15 protein-coding genes are annotated in these 15,636 nt (G+C 72.1%); 5 read left to right on the forward strand and 10 right to left on the reverse strand.

From position 1 onward, the window contains the following. The first annotated feature begins 9 nt into the window (after positions 1-9). Entirely contained in the window at positions 10-1,617 is a 1,608-nt protein-coding gene (locus ACWCRB_RS12795) for a protein kinase domain-containing protein (RefSeq protein ID WP_450996069.1), read from the forward strand. Positions 1,618-1,708: 91 nt separating this feature from the next. On the opposite strand, the gene ACWCRB_RS12800 is transcribed toward ACWCRB_RS12795, so the two are convergent. After that, complete coding sequence (locus ACWCRB_RS12800) at positions 1,709-2,251, reverse strand: bacterial proteasome activator family protein (RefSeq protein WP_235476769.1); 543 nt, start codon at positions 2,249-2,251, stop codon at positions 1,709-1,711. Between the two features lie 148 nt (positions 2,252-2,399). On the opposite strand from ACWCRB_RS12800, the gene ACWCRB_RS12805 reads away from it, so the two are divergent. Then, positions 2,400-2,810, forward strand: a complete 411-nt coding sequence (locus ACWCRB_RS12805; protein WP_450996070.1) for a hypothetical protein — start codon at positions 2,400-2,402, stop codon at positions 2,808-2,810. Between the two features lie 8 nt (positions 2,811-2,818). Here the strand turns inward: ACWCRB_RS12805 and ACWCRB_RS12810 are convergent, their stop codons facing one another. After that, positions 2,819-3,799: an NAD(P)H-quinone oxidoreductase gene (locus tag ACWCRB_RS12810; RefSeq protein ID WP_450996071.1), complete on the reverse strand. Its 981-nt coding sequence runs from the start codon at positions 3,797-3,799 to the stop codon at positions 2,819-2,821. Between the two features lie 162 nt (positions 3,800-3,961). Between ACWCRB_RS12810 and ACWCRB_RS12815 the strand changes: the two genes are divergently transcribed. Both ACWCRB_RS12815 and ACWCRB_RS12820 read left to right on the forward strand, forming a co-directional pair. Then, positions 3,962-4,975 carry an ATP-binding cassette domain-containing protein gene (locus ACWCRB_RS12815; RefSeq protein ID WP_450996072.1) on the forward strand — a complete coding sequence of 338 codons (1,014 nt, stop codon included), beginning with the start codon at positions 3,962-3,964 and terminating at the stop codon, positions 4,973-4,975. Beyond that, positions 4,972-5,823 carry an ABC transporter permease gene (locus ACWCRB_RS12820; protein ID WP_450996073.1) on the forward strand — a complete coding sequence of 284 codons (852 nt, stop codon included), beginning with the start codon at positions 4,972-4,974 and terminating at the stop codon, positions 5,821-5,823. Before ACWCRB_RS12815 ends, ACWCRB_RS12820 begins: the two co-directional genes overlap by 4 nt. A 7-nt stretch (positions 5,824-5,830) precedes the next feature. On the opposite strand, the gene ACWCRB_RS12825 is transcribed toward ACWCRB_RS12820, so the two are convergent. From ACWCRB_RS12825 to pdhA, 6 genes are read right to left on the reverse strand one after another with little or no spacing between them, the layout of a single operon-like run. Next, entirely contained in the window at positions 5,831-6,931 is a 1,101-nt protein-coding gene (locus ACWCRB_RS12825) for a potassium channel family protein (protein ID WP_450996074.1), read from the reverse strand. A gap of 31 nt (positions 6,932-6,962) precedes the next feature. Further along, complete coding sequence (locus ACWCRB_RS12830) at positions 6,963-8,399, reverse strand: molybdopterin molybdotransferase MoeA (protein ID WP_450996075.1); 1,437 nt, start codon at positions 8,397-8,399, stop codon at positions 6,963-6,965. Continuing rightward, positions 8,396-9,334, reverse strand: a complete 939-nt coding sequence (locus ACWCRB_RS12835) for an NTP transferase domain-containing protein (RefSeq protein ID WP_450996076.1) — start codon at positions 9,332-9,334, stop codon at positions 8,396-8,398. The genes ACWCRB_RS12830 and ACWCRB_RS12835 overlap by 4 nt, the downstream gene beginning before the upstream one ends. A gap of 55 nt (positions 9,335-9,389) precedes the next feature. Beyond that, positions 9,390-10,694, reverse strand: a complete 1,305-nt coding sequence (locus ACWCRB_RS12840) for a dihydrolipoamide acetyltransferase family protein (protein ID WP_450996077.1) — start codon at positions 10,692-10,694, stop codon at positions 9,390-9,392. Next, positions 10,694-11,698, reverse strand: a complete 1,005-nt coding sequence (locus ACWCRB_RS12845; RefSeq protein ID WP_450996078.1) for an alpha-ketoacid dehydrogenase subunit beta — start codon at positions 11,696-11,698, stop codon at positions 10,694-10,696. Before ACWCRB_RS12845 ends, ACWCRB_RS12840 begins: the two co-directional genes overlap by 1 nt. After that, positions 11,698-12,831 carry a pyruvate dehydrogenase (acetyl-transferring) E1 component subunit alpha gene (gene pdhA, locus ACWCRB_RS12850; protein WP_450996079.1) on the reverse strand — a complete coding sequence of 378 codons (1,134 nt, stop codon included), beginning with the start codon at positions 12,829-12,831 and terminating at the stop codon, positions 11,698-11,700. Before pdhA ends, ACWCRB_RS12845 begins: the two co-directional genes overlap by 1 nt. 190 nt (positions 12,832-13,021) lie before the next feature. Between pdhA and ACWCRB_RS12855 the strand changes: the two genes are divergently transcribed. Next, the gene (locus ACWCRB_RS12855) at positions 13,022-13,507 is read left to right on the forward strand and encodes an Lrp/AsnC family transcriptional regulator (RefSeq protein ID WP_235480016.1); all 486 of its coding nucleotides are present in this window, start codon (positions 13,022-13,024) and stop codon (positions 13,505-13,507) included. Positions 13,508-13,519: 12 nt separating this feature from the next. Here ACWCRB_RS12855 and ACWCRB_RS12860 read toward each other — a convergent pair whose 3' ends face one another. Continuing rightward, entirely contained in the window at positions 13,520-14,110 is a 591-nt protein-coding gene (locus ACWCRB_RS12860) for a TetR/AcrR family transcriptional regulator (protein WP_235476780.1), read from the reverse strand. Continuing rightward, a complete protein-coding gene (locus ACWCRB_RS12865) occupies positions 14,107-15,621 on the reverse strand; it encodes a 3-hydroxyacyl-CoA dehydrogenase (protein WP_450996080.1) in 1,515 nt (504 codons plus the stop codon). The genes ACWCRB_RS12860 and ACWCRB_RS12865 overlap by 4 nt, the downstream gene beginning before the upstream one ends. Positions 15,622-15,636: the final 15 nt, after the last annotated feature.

The following is a 15,636-nucleotide window of genomic DNA, read 5'->3' on the forward strand; positions in this document are numbered from 1 at the left end:
CGCTGAGACATGAGCCACGACGGCGCACACGGCCGGTACACGGGGCAGGCGCTCGCCGGCGGGCGCTACCAGCTGCGCGATCTGCTCGGCGAGGGCGGCATGGCCTCGGTGCACCTCGCGTACGACTCGGTCCTGGACCGGCAGGTCGCGATCAAGACACTGCACACCGAACTGGGCCGGGAACAGGCGTTCCGCGAGCGTTTCCGCCGCGAGGCCCAGGCCGTGGCCAAGCTCACGCACACGAACATCGTCTCGGTCTTCGACACCGGTGAGGACGAGGTGGCGGGGACGATGACCCCGTACATCGTCATGGAGTACGTCGAGGGGCAGCCGCTCGGTTCCGTTCTGGACGCGGACGTACGGCAGTTCGGGGCGATGCCCGCCGACAAGGCGCTGCAGGTCACCGCGGACGTGCTGGCGGCGCTGGAGATCAGCCACGAGATGGGGCTGGTCCACCGGGACATCAAGCCGGGCAACGTCATGATGACCAAGCGCGGCGTCGTGAAGGTGATGGACTTCGGCATCGCCCGCGCCATGCAGTCGGGCGTCACGTCGATGACGCAGACCGGCATGGTCGTCGGCACCCCGCAGTACCTCTCCCCTGAGCAGGCGCTGGGCCGGGGCGTGGACGCCCGCTCCGACCTCTACTCGGTCGGCATCATGCTGTTCCAACTGGTCACCGGACGGCTGCCGTTCAACGCCGACTCGGCGCTTGCGATCGCGTACGCACATGTCCAGGAGGAGCCGGTCGTCCCCTCCTCGGTCAACCGGGCGTTGCCCCCGGCGGTGGACGCGCTCGTCGCCCGCGCGCTGAAGAAGAACCCGAACGAGCGTTTTCCGAGCGCCGTCGCCATGCGCGACGAGTGTCTGCGCGTGGCCGCCTCCCTCCACCCGGCCGCCCCGAACATCGTCCCGGGCACCCCGTCCCAGAGCGGCGCGGGCGTCGCCTCGGCGGTGTTCCCGCCGGTGGACCAGGCGACTCCGCCCCCGCCGGGCCCCGTACAGACCCCGTACCAGCCGGCCCCGACCCCGAATCCGTACAGCCCCGCTCCGGCGTACGGCTATCCGCAGCAGCCCTCCTACCAGGCGCCCGCCGCGTACGCACCGCAGTACGCGCCGACGCCCGCCCCCGGAGTGGGACGGAAGAGCAACACCCCGGTGATCGTGGGCTCGATCGTCGTCTCGCTCCTCGCCGTCGGTGGGCTGCTCCTGGCCCTGAACCTGGGCGGGGACGACACCGACAACGGCGGTGCGGCCGGCAGTGACAGCGGTGCGAGCGCCTCGGCCTCGCAGACGTCGGAGACCGGATCGGGGTCGGCGACGGGGTACAAGGGGCCGGACCTGAGCAGGAAGATCGACGCGGAGGAGTGCTCGGAGGCGCCGGAGTCCTACACCGACCCGGACAAGATCCGGCTGCCCGACTTCCGCTACAAGAACCTGACCTCGGTCAAGTCCTGTTTCCAGGCGGCCGGGTGGCGGATGAAGGTGACCAGGGTCGACGAGAACACCTTCGGCAAGGACACGGTCACCGACCAGTTCCCCTCCGCGGACACGGACGCCGACCCCGAGGACATGCCGGTGATCGAGCTGAGCGTGTCGTCGGGCAACCCGTCCTGAGCGGACGGTTCAACAGTTCGACGGTTCAAACGGTTCACGGGGAGGGGCCCGGCGGCCGGTCGGTCGGCTGCCGGGCCCCTCCCCACAAGAGTTACAGGTACGGCCCGCCCGTGCGTCCCCCGGTGCGCGGATCGTCGTCGCCCTCGTGGCCGCCGACGCCCGGCGGCAGCGCGCGGCGCATCTGCTCCAGCTGGGCCCGCGCGGCCATCTGCTGGGCGAACAGGGTGGTCTGGATCCCGTGGAAGAGGCCCTCCAGCCAGCCCACCAGCTGTGCCTGCGCGATCCGCAGCTCGGCGTCGCTGGGAACGCCCTCGTCCGTGAACGGCAGGGACAGGCGCTCCAGTTCGTCGACCAGCTCCGGCGCCAGACCGTCCTCCAGCTCCTTGACCGAGCTGGCGTGGATCTCCTTGAGCCGGACCCGGCTCGCCTCGTCGAGAGGGGCCGCGCGCACCTCCTCCAGCAGCTGCTTGATCATGCTGCCGATCCTCATGACCTTGGCAGGTTGCTCCACCATGTCCGTCACCGGGATCTCTCGGGAGTCCTCGTCACCACCGCCCCCAAGAGCCATCCCGTCCTGGCCAACGACCAGGATCTGGGGGTTCTCCGGCGACCTTTCGTTCCTCGGCATCTCCATACCGCCATTCTGTCGCACCAGGCCGCGGTTCCGGCCGGTGGGTCCGGCCCTGCGGTGTCCTGTCCGGGATGCCGGACGGGCGGGTGCGTGTGAGGCTGGTCCAGTCGAACCCTGGTGACTGGCGACTCCGCGGCGGGAGGGGCCCGACATGAATCCATGGCTCCGCACACTGCGCATCTGCGGCACCCTGCTGGCCCTGGCGGCACCCACCCTCGCCGCCGCCCCGCACGGCGCGACACTCTCGTACGACAACGCCACGCACGTCGCCCGGCCCGCCCCCGACGCCTCCCGGGCCGGCAGCCGGGCGGGCGAGGGACGGGAGCGCCCCGGGCGGCAGGAGTCCGCGCCGCCCGAGGAAGCGGCGTACGAAGAGGCCGTGCCTGTCCCCGTGCCCACCTACATCCCCGACCCGGACGAGGCACGGGACACGGCCGCGCTGCCCGCCCCGGTCACCCACCCGGTGCTGCGCATACTGCCGCTGGGCAGCGGGCTCGTCCTCATCGGCCTGGGCCTGGGCCTCGCCCTCCTCGCACTGCGGCTGCGCGTACGGCGGTCCTGACCCCGCTGCTACGGGGCCACCAGCAGCACCTTTCCCACGTGGCCGCTCTCCTCCACCAGCCGGTGGGCCGCCGCCGCGTCGCTCATCGGGAACTCGCTGTCGACGACCGGCCGCACCTGACCTGCGGCGATCAGCGGCCAGACGTGTTCGCGTACGGCGGCCACGATCGCCGTCTTCTCGGCGAGCGGGCGGGCGCGCAGCGAGGTCGCGCTGATCGCGGCCCGCTTGGTGAGAAGGGCGCCGATGTTCAGCTCGGCCTTGATGCCGCCCTGCATACCGATGATCGCGAGCCGTCCGTTGACGGCGAGGGCGCGGACGTTGCGGTCCAGGTACTTGGCGCCCATGTTGTCGAGGATCACGTCGGCGCCGGTGCCGCCGGTGGCCTGTGTCAGCTCCTCGACGAAGTCCTGCTCGCGGTAGTTGACGAGGATGTCGGCGCCGAGCTCGGCGCACTGGTCGAGCTTCTCCTTCGTCCCGGCCGTCACGGCGACCCTCGCGCCGACCGCCTTGGCGAGCTGGATGGCCATCGTGCCGATGCCGCTGGAGCCGCCGTGCACGAGAAGCGTCTCGCCGGGGCGGAGGTGGGAGATCATGAAGACGTTCGACCAGACCGTGCAGACCACCTCGGGCAGCGCCGCCGCCCGCTTCAGGTCGACGCCCGCGGGCACGGGCAGCAGCTGCCCGGCCGGAACGGCCACCTTCGTCGCGTAACCGCCGCCCGCGAGCAGCGCGCACACCTCGTCGCCGACGGACCACCCGGACACTCCAGGACCGACCTCGGCGATCCGGCCGGAGCACTCAAGGCCGGGGTACGGGGAGGCGCCCGGCGGCGGGTTGTAGAAGCCCTGGCGTTGCAGGATGTCGGCACGGTTGACGGCGCCGGCCACCACCTCGACCAGTACCTCGCCCTCGCCGGGCACGGGATCGGGGACCTCGGCCCACACCAGCGCCTCGGGCCCTCCGGGTTCGGGAATCGTGATCGCATGCATGAGGGGACGCTACTCCCCGCCTCGGCGAAATCGATGTGCGGTCCGCGTCTGGCGGAGAGACCGTGGAGAGACGTACGGTCACGCGACCGATGAGTTTCCGGCCAACCGACGGTCTCCCTTTGCGTCACCCCGTACGCAAGGACTCCGGAAGGACCACGAGACATGAGCCCACAGGCAGCCAGGGCGGGCAGGGCGGCCGAGGCGCCCGACCTCGCGATCGAGACCGCGAGTCTGGTGAAGACCTTCGGCGAGACCCGGGCCGTCGACGGCGTCGACCTCACCGTGCCCACCGGCACGGTCTACGGAGTCCTCGGGCCGAACGGCGCCGGCAAGACGACCACCGTGAAGATGCTGGCCACCCTGCTCAGGCCCGACGGCGGCGAGGCGCACGTCTTCGGCCACGACGTGGTGCGCGAGGCCGACGCGGTACGCGGCAGGGTGAGCCTCACCGGCCAGTACGCGTCCGTGGACGAGGACCTCACCGGCACCGAGAACCTGGTGCTGCTCGGCCGGCTCCTCGGCCACCACAAGCGGACCGCGCGCGAGCGTGCCGCCCAGCTCCTGGAGGCCTTCGGGCTCACGGACGCGGCGGCGAAGCAGGTCAAGCACTACTCGGGCGGTATGCGGCGCCGCATCGACATCGCCGCGTCCATCCTCAACACCCCCGACCTGCTCTTCCTCGACGAGCCGACGACCGGTCTCGACCCGCGCAGCCGCAACCAGGTCTGGGACATCGTGCGCGCGGTGGTCGCCCAGGGCACGACCGTGCTGCTGACCACGCAGTATCTGGACGAGGCCGACCAGCTGGCGTCCCGGATCGCCGTCATCGACAAGGGCAAGGTCATCGCGGAGGGCACGAAGGGCGAGCTGAAGGCGTCCGTCGGCGCCGGCTCCGTCCATCTGCGGCTGCGCGATCCGGCCCAGCGGCCCGAGGCGGAGGAGGTGCTGCGGCTCGCCCTCGACGCGACCGTGCAGCGCGAGCCCGACCCGGTCGCACTGACGGCCCGTATCGGTACGTCGGTCAGCGACACGGCGGCCGAGCAGGCGGCCCGCGCGCTCGCCGAGCTGGCCCGCTGCGGCATCACCGTCGACAACTTCTCCCTGGGCCAGCCCAGCCTGGACGAGGTGTTCCTCGCCCTCACCGGACACGACACGGAAGACGAGGTGGCGGCATGAGCACCGCGACCACCACCACCGAGGGCCGGGACCTCGCCCCCGTCAGCGCCGAATCCCTCGCCGCGCTGCTCGTCACCAAGGAACGTCCGCCGCGCCCCAGCGCGCTCTCCGCGTCCCTCACCTTCGGCTGGCGCGCGATCCTCAAGATCAAGCACGTCCCCGAGCAGCTCTTCGACGTCACCGCGTTCCCGATCATGATGGTGCTGATGTACACGTACCTGTTCGGGGGCGCCCTGGCGGGCTCCCCGCGCGAGTACATCCAGTTCCTGCTGCCGGGCATCCTGGTGATGTCGGTCGTGATGATCACGATGTACACGGGTGTCTCGGTCAACACGGACATCGAGAAGGGCGTCTTCGACCGCTTCCGCACGCTGCCGATCTGGCGGCCGGCCGTGATGGTCGGCTATCTCCTCGGCGACGCCCTGCGCTACACCATGGCGTCCGTGGTGATGCTGACGGTCGGCATCATCCTGGGCTACCGCCCCGACGGCGGAGTGGTGGGCGTGGCCGCAGGCATCGCCCTCCTCCTGGTCTTCTCCTTCGCCTTCTCCTGGATCTGGACCATGTTCGGGCTGCTGCTGCGCACGGAGAAGTCGGTGATGGGCGTCAGCATGATGGTGATCTTCCCGCTGACCTTCCTGTCGAACGTCTTCGTCGACCCGAGCACCATGCCCGGCTGGCTCCAGGCCTTCGTCAACAACAGCCCGATCACCCATGTGTCGTCGGCGGTACGGGAGCTGATGGCCGGCGAGTGGCCGGCCGCCGAGATCGCCTGGTCGCTGGGGTGGGCAGGCCTGCTGATGCTGGTCTTCGGCCCGATCACGATGCGGCTCTACAACCGCAAGTAGCCCGGTCCTACGTGAACTTGCGGGCGTCGGGCGCCACATGCGCGCCCGGCGTCGCCCGCACGATGGTGATGAGCCGGTCGGCCACCTGAAGCTCCCCGATGGACGGATCGTCGTAGCCCAGCACGCGATGCCCGCGTACGACGCTCACGACCAGGTCGTCCGTCTCGCGCGGCCCCTTGCCCACCTCGGCCTTTATGACCGGCCGTTCGACGATGTCGAGTCCGCTGCCCTGCTGGATGAGGTCCTCCATGACCATGCCGGCGGCGGGGCTGAGCACGGACAGCCCGAGCAGCCGCCCGGCCGCGCTCGCGCTGGTGATGACGGCGTCGGCGCCGGACTGCTTGAGCAGCGGTGCGTTCTCCTCCTCGCGCACGGCGGCCACGATCTTCGCCGTGCGGTTGAGCTGCCGGGCGGTGAGCGTGACGAGGACGGCCGTGTCGTCGCGCTGGGTGGCGATGATGATCTGCCGCGCCTTCTGCAGCTCGGCCCGCAGCAGTACGTCACTGCGCGTGGCGTCCCCGATCACTCCGGCGTACCCCTCGGCGGTGGCCGCCTCCACGGCCTTCGCGCTGGGGTCGACGACCACGACCTGTTCCTTCTTCAGCCCGGTGACACAGACGGTCTGCACGGCCGACCGTCCCTTGGTCCCGAACCCGATGACTACGGTGTGCTCTCGCAAGGCCGCCCTCCAGCGGTTCTGCCGCCACTCCTCGCGCGTGCGCTCCGTGAGGACTTCGAGGGTCGTGCCGACCAGGATGATCAGGAAGAGCACGCGCAGCGGTGTGATGACGAAGATGTTGGTGAACCGGGCAGCGTCACTGACGGGCGTGATGTCGCCGTACCCGGTGGTGGAGAGGGTGACGGTGGCGTAGTAGAAGGCGTCGAGGAGGTCGACGGAACGGTCGGAGTTGTCGGTGTAGCCGTCGCGGTCGGCGTAGACGATGAGCGCGGTCCCGACCAGCACCAGCAGCGCTATTGCGACGCGTTTTCCGACCTGGCGGATCGGCCGTTCCACCACGGTCCGGGGAAGTTTCACCCGATGGGTCACCAGGTGCTCGTCCGCCTGGCGGGCGATGGCGTCATGGCCCGGCAGTTTCACGTGAAACATCCTCCAGTGCGGCCCGGCTGTATCGAATGTTTCACGTGAAACACACCCCGGCTTCGGTGGCTGCCGCCCAGGGCAGATCGAGCAGTTCCAGTTCCTGACCGGGGCGGGCGCCACCGGGCGGTACGACCGCGAGGGCCTCGGCCGCCGCGATACCGCGCAGCATCGCCGGCCCGTTGTAGTGCAGCGGCACGGCCCGGTAGCCGCGCACGACGACGGGGATGAGCCGGGTGTCGTGCGGGTGCCCGTGCACCTCGTCCTTGAGCGGCAGCGTGTACGGCTCCGGCGCCGCCCGTCCCGCGAGGGTCCGCAGCAGGGGTTCGGCAAGGGTGAGCAGCCCGGAGACGGCGGCCAGCGGGTTGCCGGGCAGCCCGACGAGGTGCTGGTTCTCCTTGATCCGGGCCAGCAGCATGGGGTGTCCGGGGCGCACCTGCACACCGTTCACGAGCAGTTCGGCACCGAGGCGGTGCAGGGTGGGGTGGACGTGGTCGACGGGGCCGGAAGCAGTGCCGCCGGTGGTGACGACGATCTCGGCGGGGGAGTTCTTCAGGGCCGCGTACAGCGCGTCGGCGTCGTCGCCGAGCCTGCGTACGGCGATGACGTCGGCGCCGAGCGAGCGCAGCCAGGGCGGCAGCATCGGGCCGAGCGCGTCCCGGATCAGACCGTCGTGCGGGAGTCCCTCGGTGAGCAACTCGTCGCCCAGGACGAGGACTTCGGCCCGGGGGCGGGGGATCGCGGCGAGGGTGTCGTACCCGGCGGCGGCGGCGAGGCCGAGCACCGCCGGGGTCACGAAGGTGCCGATGGGCAGCAGCTGGTCGCCGGAGCGGCACTCCTGGCCGCGCGGCCGGATGTCCTGGCCGTGGCTCATGTCCCGGGTGGCGTGCAGCCGGCCCTTGTCGTCGGTGCGGCCGTGCTCGCTGCGCAGGACGGCGGTCGTGTCGTACGGGATGCGGGCGCCCGTCGCGATCCGTACGGCGGTGCCGTCGGTGAGCGGCTCGGGCTGGGCGTGCCCGGCGAGGACACCGGCCTCGCGCACGTCCCAGGGGCCGGGTCCGGCCACCGCCCAGCCGTCCATGGCGGAGGTGTCGAAGGAGGGGAGGTCGGTGAGGGCCGCGAGGGGAGCGGCGAGGACCAGGCCGAGGGCGGCGTCGAGGGGGACGGAGACGGGGGCCTGGGCGGTACGGGGGACCTGGCGGGCGGCGCGCTCGGCGATGGCGCGGGCCTGGGGCCAGGGGGTGGCCCGAGGGCGGGCGGGGGCGGGAGTGAGATCGCCTTTGGTGCCGGGGCCTGGTTGGTCGGCCTCCACGTCGTAGACGCCTTCCCCGGTGCGGGCGGGTACCGAGGCGCCCTCGGAGGTCGGCCGGTCACCCTGCCCACCGCTGGCGCCGCCGGTTCCGCTGCCGTTGCCTTCGTTCACGAGGGCGAGCGCCTCCTCGACGCCGAGGTCGTCCAGGTCGCTGCGGGCGGTCATCCGGCGTCCGGGCGGCTGTCGGGGGCCTTGCCCGCACCGGGTTCGGCGTCGGCGGCCTTCGCGTCCGCCTTGGCCTCCTCGGCCCAGCGCAGGGCGAGGGCGACGGCCTTGCGGGTGGCCTCGGCGACCTCCTCCGGGCCTCCCCCGGCCCGGCCCGCCGCGTATCCGACGAGGAACGTCGTCAGGGGGGCGGCCGGCCTGGCCACTCCGTGCGCGGCATCGCGGGCGAGATCGAGGAGGAGGCCGGTGTCGACGTCCAGGTCGATGCCCAGTTCGTCCTTGGCTGCGGAAATCCATTCGTCCAACACGTGCCCATGCTCCCTGATGCGTGCTCTGGCGGCGGCGATGTCGTCCCAGGTGTCGCAGTCGAAGGACGCGACGGGGTCGGAGACCCGGGTGAGTGCGAGCGCGCCGGCCAGCCGGCGCAGCGGCAGGCCGGTGAGGCCGCCGTGTTCGAGGACGAGCGCGTCCAGCTCCCGGCGCAGCGCGGACGTCCGGTACGCGGCCACGAGCGGCTGGTCCCGGCCGTCCGGGTCGGTGAGCAGCGCACCCTCGGCGCCGCTCGTCCACAGGGCGTCGAGGAGCCGCCGTACCGTCGCCGGTTCGAGGAAGGGGAGATCGGCGGAGAGGACCACGACCTGCGCGGCCTTGGTCCGGCGCAGGCCGGCGTCGAGCGCGGCGACGGGTCCGCCGCCCGGCGGGTCCTCGTGGGCCCAGGTCACCGGCCGTGCGGTGGGCCGGGGGCCGGCCACGACCACGGTGGTGCCGGCGTCGGCGCAGGCGGCGAGCACCCGGTCGAGGAGCGCGCGCCCGCCCACCCGGACGCCGGGCTTGTCGGCGCCGCCGAGGCGTCGGGCGGCCCCGCCCGCGAGCACGACGGCGTCGTAGCCGTCGGCGCCGGGGATCCCTGAGGGCTGGGGCTCATGCGCGGTCACCCTCCGAGTATGCGGGCCCCCGCTGATCACAGGGAACGGGCGCGCGCCACCCTGATCACAGTGTGCGCAGCAGCACCGTCGGCTGTTCGACGCAGTCCGCCACATAGCGCAGGAAACCGCCCGCCGTGCCGCCGTCGCACACCCGGTGGTCGAAGGTGAGCCCCAGCTGGACGACCTGGCGCACCGCCAGTTCGCCCTCGTGCACCCATGGCTTGGGGACGATCCGGCCGACGCCGAGCATGGCCGCCTCGGGGTGGTTGACGATCGGCGTGGAGCCGTCGACGCCGAAGACGCCGTAGTTGTTCAACGTGAAGGTGCCGCCGGTGAGTTCGGCGGGTGTGAGGGTGCCGGTGCGGGCGGCCTCGGTCAGCCGCGCGATCTCCGCGCTCAGCGACTCGGCGTTCCTGGTGTGCGCGTCCCGGACGACGGGGACGACGAGCCCGCGTTCGGTCTGCGCGGCGAAGCCGAGGTGGACACGGTCGAGCCGGACGATCTCCCTGGCCTCCAGGTCGACCGTGGAGTTCAGCTCGGGGTAGCGGGCGAGGGCTGCGGTGCAGATACGGGCGAGCAGGGCGAGGAGGGAGATCTTCGGGCCCGTGCCCTCGTTCATCTGCACGCGCGCGTGCATGAGTTCCGTCGCGTCGGCGTCCACCCAACAGGTCGCGTCCGGGATCTCGCGCCGACTGCGGGAGAGCTTGTCGGCGACGGCACCGCGGATGCCCTTGAGGGGGACACGCGTGCCCTCCGCGGAAGCGACGGCAGGTACGGGAGTCGCAGTCGGGGCCGGGGATTCGGTTCGCGCCACACCGTCGCGCAGGGCGCGCTCCACGTCGGCGCGCAGGATCAGTCCGTCGGGCCCGGAGCCAGCCAACTCCCGCAGATCCAGGCCGTTCTCGCGGGCGAGCCTGCGCACGAGCGGCGAGATGACCGGCACGGGACCGTCGCCCCGGGCTGGGGCAGGAGCCTGTGCGTCCGTGACGGCCACCGCGGCAGCCGGCGCCGCCTGTTCTCGCCGTACCCTGCGCCGCCGCGCGGGCGCCTCGGACGTGCCGTACCCGACGAGCACGTTCCCGGAGCCCCGGTCCGCGTCGCCCGCCGGTTCGGGGTGGGCCGGGGTGCCGACCGCGACCGTCACCAGGGGCGCCCCGACGGGGAGTTCGGTGCCCTCCTCGCCGAAGCGCGCGGTGACGACACCGCCGTAGGGACACGGCACGTCGACCATCGCCTTTGCCGTCTCGACCTCGACGACCGGCTGGTCCACGGCGACGACCTCGCCGACCTCGACCAGCCAGCGCACGATCAGCGCCTCGGTGAGTCCCTCGCCGAGATCGGGGAGCCTGAACTCCAGTACCTGTGCCATCAGCGTTCCGCCTCCCATTGCAACCGCCCCACGGCGTCCAGGACACGGTCGACGCCGGGCAGGTGGTGCCGCTCCAGCATCGGCGGCGGGTACGGGATGTCGAACCCGGCGACGCGCAGCACCGGCGCCTCCAGGTGGTGGAAGCAGCGCTCCGTGACGCGGGCCGCGATCTCCCCGCCCGGGCCGCCGAAACCGCCCGACTCGTGGACGACGAGGGCCCGCCCGGTCCGCCGTACCGAAGCGCACACCGTCTCGTCGTCGAACGGGACCAGGGAACGCAGGTCGACGACCTCCAGGTCCCAGCCCTCCGCCTCCGCCGCCTGTGCCGCTTCGAGGCAGACGGGCAGCGACGGCCCGTACGTGATGAGCGTGGCGCTGCGGCCCTGGCGCCGCACCACCGCGCGTCCTATCGGTTCAACGGCCGACGGCTCGTCCGGGTTCCAGGAATCCTTCGACCAGTACAGGCGCTTGGGCTCCAGGAACACCACCGGGTCGTCGGAGGCGATGGCGGCCCGCAGCAGGCCGTACGCGTCGGCGACCGTGGCGGGCGTGACGACATGGAGGCCCGGGGTCGCCATGTAGTACGCCTCGGAGGAGTCGCTGTGGTGCTCGACGCCGCCGATGCCGCCGCCGTAGGGCACGCGGACGGTGATCGGCAGGGGCATGGCCCCGCGCGTGCGGTTGCGCATCCGGGAGACGTGCGAGATCAGCTGCTCGAACGCGGGGTAGGCGAACGCGTCGAACTGCATCTCGACGACCGGGCGCAGACCGTACATGGCCATGCCGACGGCCGCCCCGAGGATGCCCGCCTCGGCGAGCGGGGTGTCCGTGCAGCGGTCCTCGCCGAACTCCTTCGCGAGCCCGTCGGTGACCCGGAAGACCCCGCCGAGGGTGCCGACGTCCTCGCCCATGACGTGCACGGCCGGGTCGGCGGCCATGGCGTCGCGCATCGCGCGCGTGAGGGCCTGCGCCATGGTGGCCGGTTTGAGGGCGACGGTGGTCATCAGTGCGCCCCTTCCGCCTCGGCGTCGAGTTCGGCCCGCAACCGGTCCCGCTGCTCGCGCAGTTGGGGGGTGGGTTCGGCGTAGACGTGGGAGAACAGGTCCATGGGGTCGAGTGCCGGGTCCTGGTTCATCCGGGCGCGCAGGTCGGCGGCGAGTGCCTCGGCGTCGTCGCGCGCGGCCCTGATGCCGTCCTCGTCGAGCAGCCCGCGCGCGGTGAGTTCCTGTTCGAGGAGGTCGATCGGGTCGTGCTCGCGCCAGGCGGCGACCTCGGAGTCGGTCCGGTAGCGCTTGTCGTCGTCGGCGTTGGTGTGTGCCTCCAGGCGGTAGGTCACCGCCTCGACGAGCGTGGGACCGCCACCCGCGCGCGCGTGCCGTACGGCGTCGCTCAGCACCTCGTACATGGCGACCGCGTCGTTGCCGTCGACCAGGCGGCCCGGCATCCCGTAGCCGACGGCCTTGTGGGCCAGCGACGGGGCTGCGGTCTGCTTGGCGAGCGGCACGGAGATCGCGAAGCCGTTGTTCTGGACCAGGAAGACCACCGGCGCCTGCCACACGGCGGCGAAGTTCAGCGCCTCGTGGAAGTCGCCCTCGCTGGTGCCGCCGTCGCCGACCATGGCCAGCGCGACCACGTCGTCGCCCTTGAGCCGGGCGGCGTGCGCGAGCCCGACGGCGTGCGGCAGCTGCGTCGCGAGCGGGGTGGACAGGGGCGCCACCCGGTGCTCACGCGGGTCGTACCCGGTGTGCCAGTCGCCGCGCAGCAGCGTCAGCGCCTGTACGGGGTCCACGCCCCGGGCGACCACGGCGAGCGTGTCCCGGTAGCTGGGGAAGAGCCAGTCGCGGTCCTCCAGGGCGAGCGCGGCGGCCACCTCGCAGGCCTCCTGGCCGACGGTGGAGGGGTACACGGCGAGCCGGCCCTGCTTGGTGAGGGCGGTGGCCTGCGCGTTGTACCGCCGTCCGCGCACCAGCTGCGCGTACAGCCTGCGCAGCAGTCCCGGGTCCGCCTGCGCCGCCGCCTCGGTGCCGAGGACGCGGTACGGCGCCGCGTCGGGCAGCAGCGGCGCGGGGTCGGTACGGGGCTGCCAGGCGGGCGGCGGCGTGGGCCGGTATGCGCCCCGCTGCTCCATGACCGTCATGACGGCACCTCCTCGTGGGAGACGGCTTCGGGCACACCACGGATGTGAGGCGCCTCACCTACCGATTGTTCGGTCGTCGGCACATTTTGGCTACAGGCACCGTCAGGCTGTGGACAAACGGTTCTCCACAGCCTGAGATGGACGCAGTACGTCCATGGTAGGGAGGCGGGGGGACATGGCACCTGAACAAATGGCCGAACGCCCGGAGGGCGGCAACACCCTGCCGCCCGCGCGCCCGCTGGACGCCATCGATCAGGACATCCTGCAGATGCTCCAGGCGGACGGCCGCGCCTCGATCCGGTCCGTGGCCGAACGTGTGCACGTTTCCCGTGCCAACGCCTACGCGCGCATCAACCGCCTCATGGAGGACGGTGTGATCCGGGGCTTCGGCGCCCGCGTGGACCACGAACGCGCCGGGCAGGGCACCTCGGCGTACATCACCCTGAAGATCGTGCAGAACTCCTGGCGCACGGTCCGCGAGCAGTTGCGACAGCTCCCTGGGGCGGACCACATCGCCCTGGTGGGGGGCGACTTCGACGTTCTGCTGCTGGTCCACACACCGGACAACAAGGCGCTGCGCGAACTGGTGCTGATGCGCCTGCAGGCGATGCCGGAGGTGCTCAGCACGCGCACGCTGCTGGTGTTCGAGGAGGAGGACCTGGACCTGGAGGGCTGAGCCCCCGGGAGGTCACTCCGGGCTGCGCAGTCCCCCGAAGACCAGCCGCACCACCGCGTCGGAGACCTCCCGCTCGCCCATGCCGCGCCCGTCGGGCCGGTACCACTCGACGACCGAGTTGATCATCCCGAAGACGAGCCGCGTCGCGAGCCGCACCTCCACGTCACCGCGCACGTCCCCCTCGGCCGCCGCAGCCCTGAGCAGATCGGCGACCCGGTGGTCGAAGTCGCGGCGCCGTTCCAGGGCCCAGCGCTCGGTGTCGGTGTTGCCGCGCACCCGCAGCAGCAGCGTCACGTACGGCAGTTCGGCCATGAGCACCTCGACCATGCGCCGTACGACGTACTCCAGGCGCCCGGCGGCGGGCCCCACGCGCGCGTGCTCCTCGTCGAGGATCCCGAAGAGCCCGTCCAGCGCCCGGCTGACGGCGAGGCGCAGCAGCTCCTCCTTGCCGGTGACGTGGTGGTATATCGACGACTTGGAGATGCCCGCGGCCTTGGAGAGGTGCTCCATGGAGGTGCCGTCGTAGCCGCGCTCGTTGAACACCTGGACGGCGACCTGGAGCAGCGTCGTCGGGGTGTACGTGTCGCGCTTGGCGGTGGTCATGGGGTGCCCTCCCGCTTGTCGGTGGCGTACGCGTGGCGGTAGAGCGCGAGGGACGGCGCGTACCGTCCGCTCGGGTCGCGCTGGTGGAGTTCGTCGAGGATCTCGTGCGCCCAGCTCCGGCCGAGCCTGCGGCTCCACTCGAAGGGCCCGAGCGGGTAGTTGACGCCGAGGCGCATCGCCGTGTCGACGTCCTCCTCGGTGGCGACGCCCTTGGCGACGGCGTCGTGCGCGAGGTCGACGATCCGGGCCACTGTGCGGGCGACGATCATGCCGGGGGCGTCCCCGAGGACACTGACGTCCTTGCCGAGCGCCTGGAAGAGGCCGATGGCCTCGCTGAGGGTCTGCGGCTGGGTGTCCTGGGAGGCGGACAGGGCCATGCGGGTCGCGCGCCGGTAGTCGAGGGCGAGGTCGAAGTAGACGACGTCCCGGAACTCGACGCTGGTCTGTCCGTCGGCGAGGACCAGCTGGCCGCCGCCGGGCAGCACCAGCCGGGTGCCGTGGTCCTCCTCGTCCTCACGGACGGGAATGCCCGCCTCGCGGATCAGCGCGAGGAGGTCGGACGCGGGTCCCAGGTCGCCCTCCGCGACGACGTAGGCGGGCGCCTGGGCCTTCTCCGCGGTGTGCGGTTCGGCGCGCTCGGCGTCGTCCCCGTACTCGTACCAGCCCTGCCCGGTCTTGCGGCCGAGCCGGCCCGACTCGACGAGCCGCCGCTGGGCGAGCGAGGGCGTGAACCGCACGTCCTGGAAGAAGGCCTGCCACACGGAGTGGGTCACGGCCTCGTTGACGTCCTGCCCGATGAGGTCGGTCAGCTCGAAGGCGCCCATCCGGAAGCCGCCGCACTCGCGGAGCACCGCGTCGATGGTGGCGGGGTCGGCGGACTGGGCCTCGTACGCCGCGAAGGCCTCGGCGTAGAAGGGTCGGGCGAGGCGGTTGACGATGAAGCCGGGGGTGTCGGCGCAGGCGACCGGGGTCTTGCCCCAGGCGCGGGCCATCTCGTACGCGCGCGTGGCCGACGTGACGTCGGTGGCGAACCCGGAGACGACCTCCACGAGGGGCAGCAGCGGCGCCGGGTTGAAGAAGTGCAGCCCGACGAACCGGCCCGGGTTGCGCAGGACGCCCCCGATGGCGGTGACGGACAGCGAGGAGGTGTTGGTGGCGAGCAGACAGTCGTCGTCGACCACGTCCTCCAGCGCGCGCAGCAACTCCTGCTTGACGTCGAGCTGTTCGAGGACGGCCTCGACGACGAGGGAGCAGTCGGCGAGTTCGCCGAGGCTCCCTGCGGCGTGCAGCCGGCCCCGGGCGGTGTCCCGGTCGGCCGCCGTCATCCGGTCCTTCTCGACGAGCCGGTCGAGCCGCGCGCCGATCGCGTCGGCGGCCTCCTGGGCACGCCCGGGAGCGGCGTCGAACAGCCGTACGTGATGGCCGGCGACCAGCGCGACCTGGGCGATGCCCTGGCCCATGGTGCCGGTGCCGACGACGGCCACGGGGCTGCTGAGGTCGAGTGCTGTCATGTGCGCGATCCTCCC

It is taken from the genome of Streptomyces sp. NPDC002156 (assembly GCF_053593675.1).

Coding starts and splice junctions, on each gene's coding strand:
- ACWCRB_RS12820 (WP_450996073.1), top strand. CDS start 4,972: ATGAGCACCGCGACCACCACCACCGAGGGCCGGGACCTCGCCCCCGTC.
- ACWCRB_RS12805 (WP_450996070.1), top strand. CDS start 2,400: ATGAATCCATGGCTCCGCACACTGCGCATCTGCGGCACCCTGCTGGCC.
- pdhA (WP_450996079.1), bottom strand. CDS start 12,831: ATGACGGTCATGGAGCAGCGGGGCGCATACCGGCCCACGCCGCCGCCC.
- ACWCRB_RS12855 (WP_235480016.1), top strand. CDS start 13,022: ATGGCCGAACGCCCGGAGGGCGGCAACACCCTGCCGCCCGCGCGCCCG.
- ACWCRB_RS12825 (WP_450996074.1), bottom strand. CDS start 6,931: ATGTTTCACGTGAAACTGCCGGGCCATGACGCCATCGCCCGCCAGGCG.
- ACWCRB_RS12840 (WP_450996077.1), bottom strand. CDS start 10,694: ATGGCACAGGTACTGGAGTTCAGGCTCCCCGATCTCGGCGAGGGACTC.
- ACWCRB_RS12845 (WP_450996078.1), bottom strand. CDS start 11,698: ATGACCACCGTCGCCCTCAAACCGGCCACCATGGCGCAGGCCCTCACG.
- ACWCRB_RS12860 (WP_235476780.1), bottom strand. CDS start 14,110: ATGACCACCGCCAAGCGCGACACGTACACCCCGACGACGCTGCTCCAG.
- ACWCRB_RS12810 (WP_450996071.1), bottom strand. CDS start 3,799: ATGCATGCGATCACGATTCCCGAACCCGGAGGGCCCGAGGCGCTGGTG.
- ACWCRB_RS12800 (WP_235476769.1), bottom strand. CDS start 2,251: ATGGAGATGCCGAGGAACGAAAGGTCGCCGGAGAACCCCCAGATCCTG.
- ACWCRB_RS12830 (WP_450996075.1), bottom strand. CDS start 8,399: ATGACCGCCCGCAGCGACCTGGACGACCTCGGCGTCGAGGAGGCGCTC.
- ACWCRB_RS12865 (WP_450996080.1), bottom strand. CDS start 15,621: ATGACAGCACTCGACCTCAGCAGCCCCGTGGCCGTCGTCGGCACCGGC.
- ACWCRB_RS12815 (WP_450996072.1), top strand. CDS start 3,962: ATGAGCCCACAGGCAGCCAGGGCGGGCAGGGCGGCCGAGGCGCCCGAC.
- ACWCRB_RS12795 (WP_450996069.1), top strand. CDS start 10: ATGAGCCACGACGGCGCACACGGCCGGTACACGGGGCAGGCGCTCGCC.